Raw genomic sequence first — 16,961 nt, 5'->3', positions numbered from 1 at the left:
CCAAAACCTTCATTCACAACTATTGCTTACTATACAAAAAGCAAGCCAAAAATATAAAACTATGATTTATAAAAAGAAAAATGATAACAACGTCTCAACCCAACTCATTATGTAAAATAATTAGACACTTTAAAATAATCGATCCCACGTCGTTTCTAGCGTACTTCCGCGCGCTATGTATTTCTTCCTCAACGCTTCGGCTTTCTGCCGTTGCTGTGTTTGAATATACGTTATGGCCAAATGAATGGCCGCTTTTTCATAGCTCTCATCTTTAGCCAATGCCTCTTCAAACAATGATTGAGACTTTTCCGTATTACCGCTATTGAATAGCGCCCAGCCGTAAGTATCCAAATAAGCCGGTAGTCTTTTTTCCTGCACCGCTTCGCTTGCGTAGTCTACAGCACTGTCAAACTCTTTAAGATTTACCAACAACGAGGCTAAATTATTTTTTGCGATTGAAGAATTAGGCCAATTCTCAAGTAGACTTTTATAAATTGTTTTGCCTTCGGTTAAATAACCATGAGCGACCGCGTATTCGGCAGTGGCATGGAAGTCTCGCTCGCGCAAATTATTGCCTGTCAACAACGCATCTTTTAATACGATGAGCCCTTTCATTTGTTTACCGCTAATACTCAACACCTTAGCTAATACAATTGCTGTCGACTTCAGCGGTTTTAAACTGTAAGACTGGTTCATAAGCTTAACCGCTTCTGACAATTCGCCGTTAAGCATGGCTTTTTGACCAGCCAAAAGCGCAGTTTGCCATGGCGCAACGCCCAAACCACGTATTTGATTAAGCTTCGCATCTGCTTGCTCAAATTTATTCGTTCTTAGGAGATATTCGAAGTGGCCCAAGGCAAATCGGCTATCATCAGGGAAAAGAGATTCTGCTTGGTCAATAAGCTTTTTCGCTTTGGATAACTCATTTCTAGAAAAGTAGTATGCTATGCCTAAAATGAAATCGTTAGTCACGGCAGGCTCTTGTTTAAATAGCGCATTTAACAGCGTATCAATTTTATCTTCTTCGCCGCGAACTGAGAGTATTTGCAGCTTCTCGCTAAGCGTTAACAGCTGATTATTTTCAATATTTCCATTTAATAACTTCCAGGCAGACTGAATATTTCCCGCATTAAGGTGATACTTTACTAAACCAATACGATAAATCGATTTTAGCTCAGGGCTCTTAGCCTTTCTCATCAGCTTATCTACGTATAGTGCAACATCGAAATCCGGATGTAATTCAATTAAAAAGACAAGCTCTTCAACATTTGTCATCTCCTTATTTAATAACACTTGAATTTCAGCATATTCAATTGCTTTGCTCAGCTTTCCGGCTTCATAAGACGCCAACATTGCCAATCTGACCGCGGGTAAACTTTCATTTGAAATAGTATAGGCTTGCTCAGCAGTTGAAAACGCGTCTTCATAAGCGCCCCGGTTGAATAAAATTGACCCCTGAAGCACCAAACTTTCTACAGGCGCTTCATCTTCAAACGCTTTTGCCCTTTTAAGTGCCTCGTCAAACTTTTCCTCAGCCATTAAACGTTGAACAGCCAAATACGTTACGGCCAATGAATCTTCAGACAACGACTCTAACTTGGAAACCGTCTCCTGATAATCGTTACTATTAATATTAAATTGTAAAGAAGCCAGTTGAACTAACAATGGCAGGGAGTTGGGAGATTGATCTAGCGCGCTTTTTATCAAATCTATGGATTTATCAGTATTTTGCGCTGCATTTAGATACTCACTGGCCTGAAGCATAAACTCCAGGTCCTGTTGAGAATTTATTTCTAATTTTTCTAATAACTTGGTTGCCTCATCTGTATATCCAAGTCCCAGCTGTGACTTTGCCAGATAACGCGTACCCATTTTACCCAATGGGTTTAATTCATGTGCTCGCTTTAAATAAGTATAGGCAACTTCTATTTTACCGAGATTTAGCGCGGAAATTCCGGTTATCAAATTTGCTTGGTACGTTCCCAAGCCTTTTTGAATGGCTTTCTCGCCAAACATAAAACCGTTCTCGAAATTTGACTGGCGCAAACTAACATCAGCAAGTAAAAGATCAAACATTGGGCTTCCACGCTCAGACACCCAATTGTTTAGTACACGTTTCGCTTCGTCGTATTTTTGAGCAGCAATTAAAACCTCTAACTCTGTTAACGCGATAACTGCGACTTTTTCCCAACGTTGTGCAAGTGGAGTTATTAAAGATATGGCGCCATTCTGATCACCGGAGCGGCTTAGCAACAACGATTCGAGCTGTAATTTAAGCGGTTCAAAATAATCAGGCAATGCTATTGAGTCCAACTTTTCTTTCGAATCGGTATAGTTTCCATCTAAAAAGCTTGCTAGTACCTCTGCAAACTTTAAATACTCTCCCTTTAATAAATCCTTTCGTCTTTTGACTTTAGCCGGATTAGGGTTTTCTGTGCGTATCAGCGCGATATACGATACTGCATTTAATTCGGGGCTATTTCTCGATTCAAATTTATCGCTAACATTGACGACATCAGAGAACTTAGATTGAAAGTAAAGCGTCAACGCGTAGGTTGCTAATACTTCACTTGACGTCACCCCTGCATCAATGCTGCGAGAAAACTCTTTTTCTGCCCCCTCTAAATCGCCATCTTGGTACAGTGCCTTCGCAAGTAGACTTCTTGTTTCAGCGTTAGAAGGGTCTTCCTGCAATAGATTCTTATACTCTATTACTGCTTCTTTATAGTTCTTTTCACTCACATTCTGTTCGGCTGAAGCGAGTCGAGTTTCCTGGCTAACATCAGAACATCCATTTAATGCAAAAGCTGCTGAAACGATTGCCGCAATTATGCCAATACGCATAACAAATCCCCTTTTATTATTGTTTCAATGATTTCCTGAAGCCAGTGGAAACGCAATGACTTTTAGATTAATGTCTATTGTTGTCCGATTTGGGTGATATTATCAACGTATAATAGAATGTAGTATGGAACTTTAACTATGGTAGAGACCAGTTTAAGGACGGTCTACTCTTGGGAATGGGCGCACGGGCTAATTGAGGAAATATCACGTTCAAGATTACATCCAGAGTATTTTTGTAATGTGTCTTGGTTGAGTTCCTGGCTTTTTTCTCTTCCGTCTCCTCCTTCACTACTCACATTTCAATATGAAGAAAAATGTGTAGGCCTTGTTGTTTTAGGTACTCAAAAAAGGCGTAGTGGGTTTTTGACATGGAATGCTGCATACCTCAATCAAGCTGGCATATCATCCTGCGACCAGTCTTGGATAGAATATAACGACGTATTCTGTAAAGACGGCTGGGAAGACGCCTGCGTTGAAGCGCTAATGAATTTCATTGAAACATCGACATTTACTGAATTCCATATTTCGTTAGCTAAAAAACCAAATAGTTGGCTCAATGCGGTAAGTGAACATTGGTATATCGAAACAGATAAACACTTCGCGGCAAAAGTGAATCTAGACGTATCAAACGCCACTAGTCATTACTCGAAAAATACCAAATATCAAATAAATCGAGCGATAAAAAGTGTGACATCACGCTATGGCAGTATGAATGTTCATCGGGCAATATCTATAGAAGAAAAGCGCAAGTATTTCTTACTGCTCGCAGATTTTCACATTGCAAAATGGAAAGATTCTGAATACGGAAGTGGTTTTCAAAACCCTATTTTTACGCGCCACTTAAATAAACTCATAGAACAATTTCCTGAGCAGGTTGATCTTGTCTCTGTATCGGCGGGTAATACGCTTTTGGGCGTTTCGTTTAATCTGATTGCCGGAGATAAAATAGGGTTTTACTGTTCAGGCATCAATTACGCTATTGCTGACAAAAAAATCAAGCCGGGCTATCTGTTACATCACACATTAATTGAGTACTATGCCCAGGAAGGTAAAACTGAATATGATTTTTTAGCCGGTTATTCGCAGTATAAAAAGTCGATGTCTTCCGACACTTATTCACTCACTTCGATCAATTTCACAAGAAAGAGCCTTAAAGGCATTTTCATTCACTGGTTGCGCCGCAGTAAACTTAGATTACGCGCTTATGCATCAAAGCTACCTATTCCTCAATAAATTGAACATATGACTCATTTGCCAATTACTATCGTCAATACATCAAACCATCGTACTTTCGGTCACTTTAAACAAGGGATACCTTGTCCTAAAGGACAGTTCCTTTCTCATGTTCCTTTGGCACTATACTGCAATGGGAAAATGTGCGATACCGCGTATATAAGCATCACTAACCTATGGGACGACGGTAGTATCAAATGGATTTTGATACACGGCATTATTCAACTGGCAGAAAATGAAGAAAAAACGCTAACAATAAGCACCGCTGACATGTCGTGCCATGTTGAACCCGTTGCGGTTAAGCACAACAAACAACGAATAGAAATTTGTTTGCAAGACCAGTCCACTCAATACATATCTACAAATACCCCCTTGTCACTGACAAGAGAAAATAGGTTCAAAATAGAAGGTTCGTTAAATGCTACAGCCTTTTCCAAGGTTGAAGAAGAGTCGACCGAATTTGAGCTATTAAAAAACGGGCAAAAGACAACCGCGGTTATTGTTCGCAGTGCGTTTACCGTATGTGTAGAAGGTAAACCGCTTTCCATTGTTCAGCGAATTTATACATTTCTATCCACCGGCACATTGCTAAGCACGGTTACCTTTACCAACCCAGCCTCGGCTGAACATCCGAACGGCACGTGGGACCTAGGCGATAGTCACTCACTTAACATTGCCGAACTTGGGCTTGATATTCTTATAACAAAATGTAATCCGGAAATTGATGCATCATCGGTTAATTTTCCCCAAGTACCAACGACTATTTTTCAAGCGTCAAGTGGCACCGAAAATTGGCAAAATCGTATTCATGTTGATCATACAAATAATGTGAACCTCGCATTTAAAGGATTCAGGGCCTATCGAGAAAGTACCTGCATATTGGAAGGCAGCCACATCCAACCAAGGGTTTCAGGCACGTTTAGCGATAATTCAAAGGTGGTCATAGAGGTCGCCGATTTTTGGCAACATTTCCCTTCATCAATTGTTGTCGACAATGAACGTGTAAAATACAGCTTGCTTGGCTCTACATTAAGCGCAATGGAAGAGTTGCAGCCAGGCGAACAGTTAACCAGAGACTTTTCAATTAGCCATGAACCGCTTAGAAAAATACAGGTTAAACCTCATTTTACCTGGTTAGACTCCAGCCAGTTCTTCCCTCTTTTTAATAGCGATCGCAAAACAAACCCTTTTAGCGCGCTAATTGCAAAAGCCGTTGACGGTGAAAACAGTTTTTTCAAGAAAAGAGAAGTGGCTGATGTCTATGGATGGCGTCATTTTGGAGAACTCTACGCCGACCACGAGCGAGGCAACGCACCGCAAGATACCGACTTTGTTTCTCATTACAATAATCAGTACGACCCTATTTGTGGCATGCTGTGCCAGTGGGTAAGCACTGGAGATAAAAGATGGAAAACGCTCGCAGACGACCTCGCAAAGCACGTCGCTAATATTGACGTATACCACACGAAATTAGACAAACCTGAATACGCTGGCGGGCTTTTTTGGCATACCGACCATTACGTTCAAGCTTACACCGCCACACACAGAACCTATTCGACGTTACAACCAAACGACGTGTATCAAGACCATGCCGGCGGCGGCGGGCCTGGAGGTCAACATTGTTATACCAACGGTCTTCTACTTCATTACTATTTGTCGGGAAGCGAAACATCCAAGCAAGCATTGCTTTCAATTTGTGACTGGATTACGCGTTATTATGAAGGCGATGGAACGCTAGTTGGTGCTCTACTTGCCATAAAAAACGCTGGGAATATTGGCCTAAAAAATGTCATGACAGGCGCCTATCCGTTTGACCGGGGCACGGCGAATTATCTACAGGCTATAATGGATCGCTTTGATCTATTGGGGAATACCCAAGACTTAGACAAATGTGCAGCGATTATTGCCAACACCGTTTCTCCGAATGATGACATAAGTTTACGACAGTTGAGTGATGTAGAAACGACGTGGTTTTATACGGTGTTTTTGCAAGCGCTGTGCAGGTTTATTACGGTAAAAGAAAGACTCTCGCAAAACGATGCTGACTACAGTTATGCGGTTAAGTCACTGTGCCATTACGTTCATTGGATGATTGAAAACGAATACGTGTATTTAGAAAAACCCAACATACTCGAGTTCCCCAACGACACGTGGACTGGACAAGATTTGCGCAAACTCTGTGTCATGAACTTTGCAAAAGCGTATTTTCCGTCAAATGAAGCGCTGGTTAGCAAAATTACCGAGTTAACGCGTGGCATCTATGAGAGACTATCGAAAAGTACAGAGGCAGAAACAACCCGTATACTCTGTTTAATGATGCAAAACGCACATTACGATGTCTATGCTGCCCTTCCGCAGCCTATGGCATTAATTGAACATAACGTAAATGGACATAGGAAACGTTCGTTCCCAGTATTTCTCATTGACACACTCAAGCGTTTCTCGCTTGCTAGAGAAAGAAGTCAACTGGCCAAACGATTCCCTAAATTTCAGAAATGGATAGGCAAGCCGTGACAATCAAAGTCAGTTTTATTATTCCACATAAAGGACGAGAAGAGATGTTGATACAGACGCTAGAAAGCGTCAGTATGCAGACACTCCCAATGAACCAATTCGAAGTGATTGTGGTAAGCCAAAACACAGCGTTTTCCGACGCGCTTCATTCGCTTGCCAACCGCCTTCCGTTGTCGCTAATTTTTAACGACCCTAATAAAACTATTTCACACTCAAGAAACAAAGGGGCGAAAGAAGCAAAGGGTGAGTTTTTGGCATTTTTAGACGCAGATATAGCGCTAGATGCGAATTGGTCAATGTCGATGATCGACGTGCTAACAAACGACACTAACATTGTACTTTGCAGTGCAATGCAAAAAAACGCGGTCAACGCCCCGCCCTTGGAAAGAATAAGAACGGCATTAAGCAATGCGGAGCTTGATCAGTTCGTTACCTTTTTACCCGGTCGAAACCTCTTTTTATCGAAAACAACTTTCCATGCTGTCGGCGGCTTCCCAGAGCACTTACAAACCTGTGAAGACTACTACTTTACGCAAAAAGTGGCTGAAACAGGTCGCTTACTTTATACCTCTGCGTCCAACTATGTGCATTTAGGGGAAGACAAAGCCTTTTTGCCCATGTTCAAAAAAGAAATTTGGCGAGGACAGTCAAATTTAGCGTCAATAAAAGGCCGGTCCATTCCCTTGCGAGAACTTCCCAGCTTCTTTATACCTTTTGCTGTTACATTGGGTGTCGCATTTTTATTAGTCGCGCTGCTGTACTCAAACATGAGTTTAGTTATTATGGCAAGCGTACTAACTATATTGCCCTTAGCAGTGTATACGGGTAGATTGAAAAAGCTCACCGGTGGTAGTGTAAACATGTATTACTGCCTGCTTTTTTATTGCTTGTATTTTCCCGCTCGGGTTCTCGGCACTTTATTAGGAATTAAAGGTGCGCTAGCTACACCTACACACAGATAATTACAATGAAAGTATTACAGTTTATTTGTTCAACGGGCTTCTATGGAGCTGAAAGATGGATCTTGGCACTAAGTAAACATATGCCCCAAGATGTAGAGAATCATTTAGTGGTTACGCTAGAACCTGGAACCGAAGATTTAGAGCTTTTAAAGCAGTTTTCTTCGTTGGGCCAAACACACCAGATAGCAATGCGCAATCGCTTTGACTTAGGCGCTATTTCGAAGCTTGCAGAACTCATTAAGCGCAATGGTATTGATGTGATTCATACCCACGGGTACAAATCAGATATTTTGGGCGTATTCGCTGCAAGAAAAGCGGGCATCCCTTGCGTTGTAACGCCCCATGGCTTTGAAAATGCTGCGGATATCAAGTTACGAACCTTTATCTGGCTAGGCTGCCAATCAATGCGATTAGCAGACAAAGTTGTGCCGCTATCAAAACAGCTTATGGAAGACGTAAAGAAATTTGGCATTAAACCGCCGAAGCTTGAGTATATTCAAAACGGTGTCGACCTATCCGAGGTTGACGCTGTAAGACAAACTAAAGTCGTCAAACCTGCGGGTGAGAAAAAGCGCATAGGCTTTGTGGGTCAAATGATTAGCCGAAAGAATATCAAAGCAATACTGGATTGTTTTGACGTGCTTTACGCTCAACGACAAGATATCGAACTAATACTGCTCGGAGACGGTGATAGCAGGCAAGAATTGGAAGCATATAGCAAAACCTTATCAAGCGTAAACGCTATTCAATTCTTGGGGTTCCGTGACGATAGGCTCGAATTACTCAAAGATTTTGACTTATTCGTTATGACATCAACGCTGGAAGGCATTCCTCGCTGTCTAATGGAAGCGTGCGCAATGGAAATTCCAGTATCGGCGTATGACATCGCCGGCATAGACCAGTTGATTACGCATAAAAAAACGGGGCTACTTGCACCTTTACACGATTTTGAACAGCTGCAAAAGGACTGGATAACGCTATTAGACGATAACGACTATGCAACAAGTCTAGCGCGGGCATCACGTCAATTTGTTGAAGATAATTTTTCAGCGAAAAGAATGGCCAGTGAGTACTATTCACTTTTCAAGAAAATGTTAACTGAGTAAGCAATGGATAAGCAGGACGTTTTATTTGTACTGAGTGTAGATACGGAAGAAGAATGGGAATGGAGTAACGACTTCCCAGAGACAGACTGCTCAGTGAAAAACATAGAAAAGCTGCCTGCTTTTCAGGAATTTTGTGAGTCATTGGGTATTAAACCCACTTATTTTGTCGATTATGCGGTTGCCAACGACACGTTTAGTTCTGACGTATTGCGAACGTTTGCGTCGAAGAAAAAAGCGGAAATTGGTGCTCACCTTCATCCTTGGTGTAACCCGCCATTTTTTGGTAAAACAGACGAGGCAAAATCTCACGTTGTCAATTTGCCGAAAGACCACGTTAAAGCGAAGCTGGATCAGCTTATTGAACAGTTAATCACTAATATAGGCCCGGCGCCGATGTCGTTTCGAAGTGGGCGATGGGGAATTAATGGCTCTACCCTTGAGTTGCTCGCAGAGCGCGGTTTTAAGGTAGATAGTAGCGTTTATCCATTTTACGAAAACACCTATTTTAGTTGCAAAAACCGGGATAGCACGCCCTACTGGCCAAGCTTTGAAAACGCCGATGTGGAAGGGTCACAACGCAATTTAATGGAGCTTCCCATTACAGCAGGCTTTAATCGTTCTCATTTTAAGTATGCCGACAATATCCACACGTTTTTAGCGAAAAGTCCAATGAGGCTGGCTAAGCCTGTTGGATTGCTATGGCACACGAATATACTTCGCAAGCTCTATTTAAGTCCGGAATTAACCGACAGTACTTCAATGAAGATGCTTGTGAATATGTGTTTAGAAAAACAATACCCAGTAATTCATATGTATTTGCATAGTTCAAGCTTACTAGATGGCGTAACAGGGCTGCTACAAGTTGATAATGCCTACCAGCGTATTTGCGAGCGTATGTCAGAAGTTATAAAACACTTACATGCTAAAGCCAACGTGAGATTTTGCACAATATCAGAGGCATCAGCTTTGCTGAAGCATAAGATTAATACGCATTGTAGTGACTAGGATTGGGTATAAACGTGAATGTAAACACACCACTAAAATTAGTTCCACTTAATGAGAGAAACGTATCAGACTGGAACCGGTACGTTTCTTCTCACCCCCTTGCAACGCCTTACCACAATGCAGCATGGCAGCGCGTATCCGAAAACGTATATGCAATGCAATGCGAAGGCATGCTCGCCATTAACGAACAAGACGATCGTATTGTGGGTGTCGTTCCTGCGGTAAAATTAACATCGTGGGTACTAGGTGAAAGGCTATGCGCCCTTCCCTATTGTGATGTAGGTTTTCCTTTGGCTGACTCGCCTGACATTGAAGCCTATTTACTCGCCAATTTAAAAGAAAAGCACGCTAGCGCGAAGTACTTTGAAGTTCGGGGTTGTCATGCGCAACAAACCGCAGACAATAGCTTTTTAGCGGGTAAGAAAGTGCAAATGCGCTTACCGTTACCTGACAGTAGCGACGTTTTGCTTAAATCGTTTAAATCGAAATTGCGCAGCCAAATAAAAAAAGCCGATAAGAATGGATTAACGTCTAAAGGTGGTAACTCTCCTGAACTCGTAAATGATTTTTACACGGTGTACGTGACAAATATGCGTGATCTCGGTTCACCTGCGCACAGTTTAGAATGGTTTTTAAACATAGCGCGTGGCTACGATACTGCTTGCTATATTAGTGTGGTTTACCACGACGACGCGCCAATAGGCGCAGGCATTGTGCTTAAGAACAACAACAAAGCATCTATACCGTGGGCGTCAACAGTGCGTGAATTTAATAAGTTAGCGCCTAATATGAAGCTTTATTGGAATGTACTGGCGCATTGCGCGGACAATGGTATTCGCGAATTTGACTTTGGACGCAGCACGTTCAATGAAGGTACATTTAAATTCAAAAAACAATGGGGCGCAGAGCCTTATCTTCTCGATTGGTATCACTATCCGCGAAGCAATGTTGTAAATCAACAAGAGGCGGCTTCTAATAATGGAATGAAAGAATCGATAAAAGCGATGGCAGAACGAGTGTGGCGCAAGCTGCCACTTTCTCTCACCGTTGCGATAGGTAAAAGAATAAGACCGCATATTAGCTTATAGGGAAACAATATTGTGTGTGGAATAGCAGGGTTCAGTTTACTTAACCACCCCGAGGGCAATGAGGCATCTTTGGTAAAAATGGGTAACGCCATCTACCACCGAGGACCCGATGCAGGCGGCACTTATATCGACGATAGCGTAGGCCTTTGTCATAGACGCCTAAGCATCATTGACTTATCCGAAGCCGGCAATCAACCTATGTTTTCCGGCTGTGGTAATTACGTCATTGTGTTTAACGGCGAAATTTACAACTTCCTTGAGTTACGAGAAACGCTTGAACAAGAAGGCGTGGTCTTCAATTCACACTCAGATACCGAAGTTATTCTGGCCCTGTATAAAAAAGAAGGCGTAGAGTGTATCCATCGTTTAAACGGGATGTTTGCATTCGCCTTGTGGGACAAACAACAAGGTCAGCTGTTCATTGCCCGTGATCGCTTGGGCAAAAAGCCGCTTTACTACTTTAGTAAAGGTGGCCGGTTTGCGTTTGCCTCTGAAATTAAAGCGATATTAGCGCTCGATAATATTCCACGTGAAATTAGGCTCGATGCTGTTCACGACTTTTTCGCGTACCAATATATCCCCGACCCTAAAAGTATATTTAAAGATATACACAAGCTACCGCCTGCACATTTCATGGTAATTACCAAAGAGGGAATTACCCAACATGAATATTGGGACCTAAGTTTTAAGCAGACCTCAACAGGCTCGTTCGAGCATAACAAAGAAGAGTTGTTATCGCTTTTAGAGGAAACTACGCGCCAGCGTATGATTAGTGATGTGCCATTAGGCGCATTCTTGAGCGGCGGCGTAGACAGCTCGGGTGTGGTTGCGTTAATGGCGAAAAATAGCGAAAAGCCGGTTAAGACCTGCACCATTGGCTTTAAAGACAAGTCATTCAACGAAACTGAATTTGCTGAAGTCATCGCTAAGAAATACAAAACAGAACATCACGAGTTTGTTGTTGATAGTACGGTAAAAGAACGCTTGTCACACATTGTTAGCTTTTTTGATGAGCCGTTTGCAGACCCGTCGTTGGTTCCTACTTATTTCGTATCTGAACTAGCAAGGAAGACGGTAACCGTAGCTATTGCCGGAGACGGCGGCGATGAAATGTTCGCCGGTTACGAAAAATACACTACAGACGACATTGAAAACAACTTAAGAAGCAAATTCCCTCGCCCTATGCGCGAGGTGCTATTCCCCAAATTAGCGAAAGCCGCCGGAAAAATTCCGTGGCGCATGGCACAAAAAGGCAAATCACTCCTTAACAGTTTAAGTCACTCGCCCGCCATGGGGTTCTATATTACTAACAGCCAAATGACTGACGAACAGTGGCACTCACTTGCCCAACCAACGCTTCTTGAGCAACTTGGCGACTATCATCCAAGTCAACTTACGTTAGAAAAGTACACCTGTGCCGATGGCGACGACCACTTAAGTAAAATTTTGTACACCGATGTAAAGACCTACTTATGCGGTGGAATTTTAGTGAAAGTGGATCGAATGAGTATGGCGAATGCCTTGGAAGTGCGCGCTCCATTGCTTGACTTTCGCGTTGCTGAATTTGCCGCAAGGTTGCCATCGTCTCAGAAATTCGATGGCGGAGTAAAAAAGAAAATATTGAAAGAAAGCCTTCAGCGTTTCATTCCTGAAGATTTAATTAACCGAAAAAAAATGGGGTTCTCTACCCCGTTAGACCTCTGGTTTAGAGAAGATCTCAAAGAGACATTTGAAACCACGGTGCTTAAAGCAACGTCGGGAATTGCGGATATTTTCCAAATGGATGTTGTAGAAAAGAAATGGCAAGAGCATCAAAAAACGGCAAAGGACCATGGAACCATTCTTTGGAGCATGCTGATGTATCAGATGTGGTTCGACAGGTACATGAAATGAAACACGCGCCCTGTATCAACGTATTGCATCTCACCTTCGATATGCGGATTGGCGGCACAGAAATGGTGATAAAAAATCTCATTACTGGCAACCCATCTCAAGACATCTGTATGTCAATTTATTGTATTGAGCAACCCTTGGGCCCGTGGGGAAAAGAATTACAATCGCAGGGCATTGCGATTAAAAGCGAAAGCCGCACGCCTGGTTTTGACTACCGCCTAATTGGGCACATACGCCAGCATATTAAAGACAACAATATAGATATTGTGCATTGTCACCAATATACGCCTTGGGTGTATGGCTGCATGGCCGCTATCGGTTTAAAAGCAAAGGTCATATTTACCGAGCACGGTCGCTTCTACCCTGACAGTTCAAGTTGGAAACGAAAGTTAGTAAATCCCGTGCTTTCCATGTTTACGCATCAGATAATTGCCATTTCCAATGCAACAAAAGAAGCGTTGGCTGAATACGAAAACCTGACGCTAAGCAAAATAAAGACCATATACAACGGTATTTTGCCGTTACAAACAACGGCAGCGTCTGAGCAAAGCGAACTTAAGAAGGCGTTAAACATTCCTTCTAACGCGCTTATTTTAGGAACGGTCGCAAGGCTAGACCCTATAAAAAACCAAACTATGATGCTTGAGGCTTTCCACCTAGCGCTTAAAAAAAATAAGGATTTATTCCTTGTTATCGTAGGTGATGGCGATGAGCGCAAGCGAATAGAGTCGAAAATAGAAGCGCTATCACTGCAGGAAAATACCAGACTTGTGGGCTACAAATCGGATCCGTCGCCCTATATGTCTATATTTGACATATTTTTATTGTCCTCGTTAAGCGAAGGTACATCAATAACGCTTTTAGAGAGCCTATCTATTGGTCTACCGTGTATTGTTACCAATGCTGGCGGAAACCCAGAAATTATTGAGCATGAGCACACGGGGTTGGTTACGCAAAACGATGATGCAATGGACTTTGCCAATGCGATTTTATTGCTAGCGCAAAACAACGCGCTTTTATCGTCATTCAGCAGCAACGCAAAAGAAGCCTTTCGAAACCATTTCCACGTTTCAAAAATGATCGAGCGCTATTTTCGTTTATATAAAGAAGTTAAATAAAATGCCTTTATTTAAAATTAGAAACCAACAAGTGGCTTTTGTGCACCTCCCAAAAACAGGAGGCTCGTCGATTGAGCATTGGTTAGAGGGACAGTCAGAGAATACGCTGCTGTTATCAAAGTTTCCCGCAAAATCGATGAGAACGACCCCTCAGCACATATCTTACTCCGATATTCAGCTACTCACTAACCAGCAGCAATTTGCCCTTGCATTTGCCATTGTTAGGAATCCTTTTAGGCGTCTGGAAAGCGAATTTAGATACCGTATGCATCTAAACGAAAAAAGTGATGAAGAAGCCGTTTACTTTTCACCTTGGGTGCTAAAAACACTTCGCCAATATAGTGATAATGCGTGGATTTACGATAACCATATACGCCCTCAACATGAGTTTTTTGATGATACTGTGAGCGTGTTTAAGTTCGAGGATGGGTTATTAAAAGTGGCCTGTGCCGTTAGCGACGTGTTGAAGCTAGAAACACCTGAGAAACTGCCGCACGAGAAAAACTCTTCCAAAGTTCCGTTGTTCTGGACAAAGGAAGCCATTGAAGCCACCAGCGAATTTTATCAACGCGATATTGAAGTATTTGGCTATGAAGGGTTTACAAACTGCGATAAAAACAAAACAGCTAAGGCGCCCACGCTAAAGCACTTTATCAACGTAAAACTTAACAGATGGACGTTAAATGAATAAAGTTGCACTTATATCCCCATCTCAAAATGCCGTTTCTGAAACCTTCATAAAAAAGCATCGTTCACTATTAGGGGAACATTGCGTTTATTACTATGGCGGTGAGCTTCCATTTTTTGAAGGTAATGGTAAACCTATTATGAAGCGTGATGTGCAGTATTTCGTGCAGTCGCTTGCTAATCGTGTATTGAGAAAAATGCATTTCTCTTTGCACAAAGAAGCGCTGGGGCGCTCATTCATAAAAAACAATGTATCAATCGTACTTGCCGAGTATGGCACAACCGCCGCGGCCGTTTACGAAGTATGTGAAAAGCTGGGAATTCCTATTATTCCTCACTTTCACGGCTTCGATATTTCTATGTCGAGCGTGGTTGAGAAACATGCAGACGCTTACAGAAATATGTTCACAATTTCAAAGAAGGTTATTTCTGTTAGCCCGCCGATGACCGATGCGTTAGTCAATTTAGGCTGCGAACGTGGCAAAATTGTTGAGCTGCCTTGTGCACCAGACGCTTCTTTTTTTACGTTGCCACGTCAAGAAGAAGACGGAACGCTGCTGTTTGTTGGCCGATTTGTTGAAAAGAAAGCCCCTCACTTATTAATACTGGCGTTCCAAAAAGTACTTCAACTTTCGCCTGAAGCAAAGTTAATACTTGTTGGTGATGGGCCGCTGTTAGGTGCATGCAAGCAATTGGTTAGCGCATTGAATATTCCAAACATTGAATTCAAGGGTGCGCTTATGCATAAAGATGTAAAGGCATTATTTAGTACGACAAGTATTTTTGTTCAGCATTCCATGCAAGCAGCCAACGGTGATATGGAAGGCACACCTGTTTCAGTAATGGAAGCCAGTGCCGCTGGCATTCCCGTTGTATCAACCGATCACGCCGGCATACCCTATGTTGTAGAGCACGGAAAAACCGGCTACATCGTAAAAGAAGGCGATATCTCGTCAATGGCGCAGTACATCCATGAGCTTTTAGTATCGAAAGAAAAACGAGACACTTTTGCGTCTGCTGCAAAGCTCAAAATGGCTGAGAGCTTTAAACCAGAACAATACGAACAACGTTTTTTGAAGACCGTATTTGATGACAACTAACGCTTTCATTTCGTCTTTTTCGACAAAATACATCAGTATCATTACCCAGTTCTTGGGCTCGCTGGTCACAGCGCGTCTTATTGCGCCCGACAGCTTTGGTGCATTTTCTGTATGCGTTATTATCCTCACTACGGCGAATATTATCCGAGATCTCGGCATTTCTAATTTCCTTATCGTTAACGATAGCAATTGCCGAAAAACGTTGGATAGCGCCTTTACTCTGGTTTTTTTAACCTCCTTAGCGTTGTTTTTATCAATTATGTTCAGTGCAGGCTCGGTAGCCCGGTTTTTCGAATCGGCAGCTATTGAACCAGCGCTACAAATAATGAGCTTATCGCTGTTAATTACGCCTATTTATGTCATTAAATCCTCTATTTTTAAGAAGGAAATGGATTTCACAAAAGATTTAGTGTCATCCACGCTAGGTATAATTTTATCAACTAGCCTTACCATTTACCTTGCCGCACAAGGGTACGAAGTTATTGCTCTTGCCATTGGTAACCTTGCACTGTTCATTGTGCAAACAGCGGTAATACTCTTCTACGACAAACGCTTATATTCATTTAGCTTACTGCACGCCCATTCAATTTTTCAGAAATCTAAGTACGTATTGACTTACAACGTCATCTCTCATTTAGGCTTGTCGTGTGTTGAATTTATTTCAGCGAAGTCTGCGGGATTAACCGACACCGGATTACTAAGCAGAGCTAACACCACAGCGTCTATGTTCGTGAAATTATTTAACGAAGGGTTTCACCCTGTGGTGGTTCCGTACTTTTCTAAAGCTAAGGTTTCTGAAAGTAAAACCGAAAAGTTTTTGCTCATGGCGAAAATCAGTTCAAATTTATCTATTCCGTTTTACATTACGTTAGGAATATTAGCTGAACCCGCCATTGTTATTCTTTTTGGAGAAAAATGGATAGCGGCGGCCCCTTTCCTGACGATAATATGCATAGGTCGGGCAACAAGCTCAATAACGAGTGTTTACGAGCCTGCGCTAATGGGGTTAGGCTTGGCAAATAGGCTGGTGAAAGTAGGCCTTTATATTCAAGTGTTTCGTATTGCCATCGCATTACTGACATTTAATTATGGTATTTACGTAATGGTAATTTGTGCGACAGTGTTTCCTCCTATTTTAAGAACAACACTTTTTGTAGCCCTTGCAAATAGAGAACTAAATATCAATGTCGCACAGCAACTAAGCATTGCAGCTAAAGCGTTTCTTGTTGCAGTGTTAGCGAGCAGCCCATTAATTGCCCTTATTGTAAGCCAAGACAGTGGCTGGTGGACAAACGTTCTTGTGCTAATTGGCGCGCTTGTCACATCGTTATGCTTGTATATTGCGCTTGTACTCAACTACGAAGAGCCCAAAGCGCTTGTCCGCAGCTTTTTCAAAAACAACGGAAGTTGA

Annotated in this window: 12 protein-coding genes; 11 read left to right on the top strand and 1 reads right to left on the bottom strand. The window is 42.2% G+C overall.

Annotated elements, in window-relative coordinates; all coding sequences use genetic code 11:
- Window positions 1–129: 129 nt before the first annotated feature.
- Window positions 130–2,844 (bottom strand): tetratricopeptide repeat protein, encoded by a 2,715-nt coding sequence (locus V7R42_RS15370; protein WP_334021121.1) that lies wholly within the window; start codon window positions 2,842–2,844, stop codon window positions 130–132.
- Window positions 2,845–3,207: 363 nt separating this feature from the next.
- On the opposite strand from V7R42_RS15370, the gene V7R42_RS15365 reads away from it, so the two are divergent.
- Genes V7R42_RS15365 through V7R42_RS15315 form a run of 11 tightly spaced genes read left to right on the top strand, consistent with a single transcriptional unit; the run spans window position 3,208 to window position 16,961 of the window.
- A complete protein-coding gene (locus V7R42_RS15365) occupies window positions 3,208–4,077 on the top strand; it encodes a GNAT family N-acetyltransferase (protein WP_334021120.1) in 870 nt (289 codons plus the stop codon).
- A gap of 9 nt (window positions 4,078–4,086) precedes the next feature.
- Window positions 4,087–6,591: a hypothetical protein gene (locus V7R42_RS15360; protein WP_334021119.1), complete on the top strand. Its 2,505-nt coding sequence runs from the start codon at window positions 4,087–4,089 to the stop codon at window positions 6,589–6,591.
- Window positions 6,573–7,553 carry a glycosyltransferase gene (locus V7R42_RS15355; protein ID WP_438823661.1) on the top strand — a complete coding sequence of 327 codons (981 nt, stop codon included), beginning with the start codon at window positions 6,573–6,575 and terminating at the stop codon, window positions 7,551–7,553. Before V7R42_RS15360 ends, V7R42_RS15355 begins: the two co-directional genes overlap by 19 nt.
- A 5-nt stretch (window positions 7,554–7,558) precedes the next feature.
- Window positions 7,559–8,659 carry a glycosyltransferase gene (locus tag V7R42_RS15350; RefSeq protein WP_334021118.1) on the top strand — a complete coding sequence of 367 codons (1,101 nt, stop codon included), beginning with the start codon at window positions 7,559–7,561 and terminating at the stop codon, window positions 8,657–8,659.
- A gap of 3 nt (window positions 8,660–8,662) precedes the next feature.
- Window positions 8,663–9,664 carry a polysaccharide deacetylase family protein gene (locus tag V7R42_RS15345; RefSeq protein ID WP_334021117.1) on the top strand — a complete coding sequence of 334 codons (1,002 nt, stop codon included), beginning with the start codon at window positions 8,663–8,665 and terminating at the stop codon, window positions 9,662–9,664.
- 14 nt (window positions 9,665–9,678) lie between these two features.
- Window positions 9,679–10,752 (top strand): GNAT family N-acetyltransferase, encoded by a 1,074-nt coding sequence (locus V7R42_RS15340; protein ID WP_334021116.1) that lies wholly within the window; start codon window positions 9,679–9,681, stop codon window positions 10,750–10,752.
- Between the two features lie 12 nt (window positions 10,753–10,764).
- Complete coding sequence (gene asnB, locus V7R42_RS15335) at window positions 10,765–12,645, top strand: asparagine synthase (glutamine-hydrolyzing) (protein WP_334021115.1); 1,881 nt, start codon at window positions 10,765–10,767, stop codon at window positions 12,643–12,645.
- Complete coding sequence (locus V7R42_RS15330) at window positions 12,642–13,763, top strand: glycosyltransferase (protein WP_334021114.1); 1,122 nt, start codon at window positions 12,642–12,644, stop codon at window positions 13,761–13,763. The genes asnB and V7R42_RS15330 overlap by 4 nt, the downstream gene beginning before the upstream one ends.
- Window position 13,764: 1 nt before the next feature.
- The gene (locus V7R42_RS15325; RefSeq protein WP_334021113.1) at window positions 13,765–14,454 is read left to right on the top strand and encodes a sulfotransferase family 2 domain-containing protein; all 690 of its coding nucleotides are present in this window, start codon (window positions 13,765–13,767) and stop codon (window positions 14,452–14,454) included.
- Window positions 14,447–15,550 carry a glycosyltransferase gene (locus V7R42_RS15320; protein WP_334021112.1) on the top strand — a complete coding sequence of 368 codons (1,104 nt, stop codon included), beginning with the start codon at window positions 14,447–14,449 and terminating at the stop codon, window positions 15,548–15,550. The genes V7R42_RS15325 and V7R42_RS15320 overlap by 8 nt, the downstream gene beginning before the upstream one ends.
- Window positions 15,540–16,961 carry an oligosaccharide flippase family protein gene (locus V7R42_RS15315; protein WP_334021111.1) on the top strand — a complete coding sequence of 474 codons (1,422 nt, stop codon included), beginning with the start codon at window positions 15,540–15,542 and terminating at the stop codon, window positions 16,959–16,961. Before V7R42_RS15320 ends, V7R42_RS15315 begins: the two co-directional genes overlap by 11 nt.

Source organism: Alteromonas sp. S015 (assembly GCF_036864485.1).
GTDB lineage: Bacteria > Pseudomonadota > Gammaproteobacteria > Enterobacterales > Alteromonadaceae > Alteromonas.
This window is presented reverse-complemented; position numbering and strand designations above follow the sequence as displayed.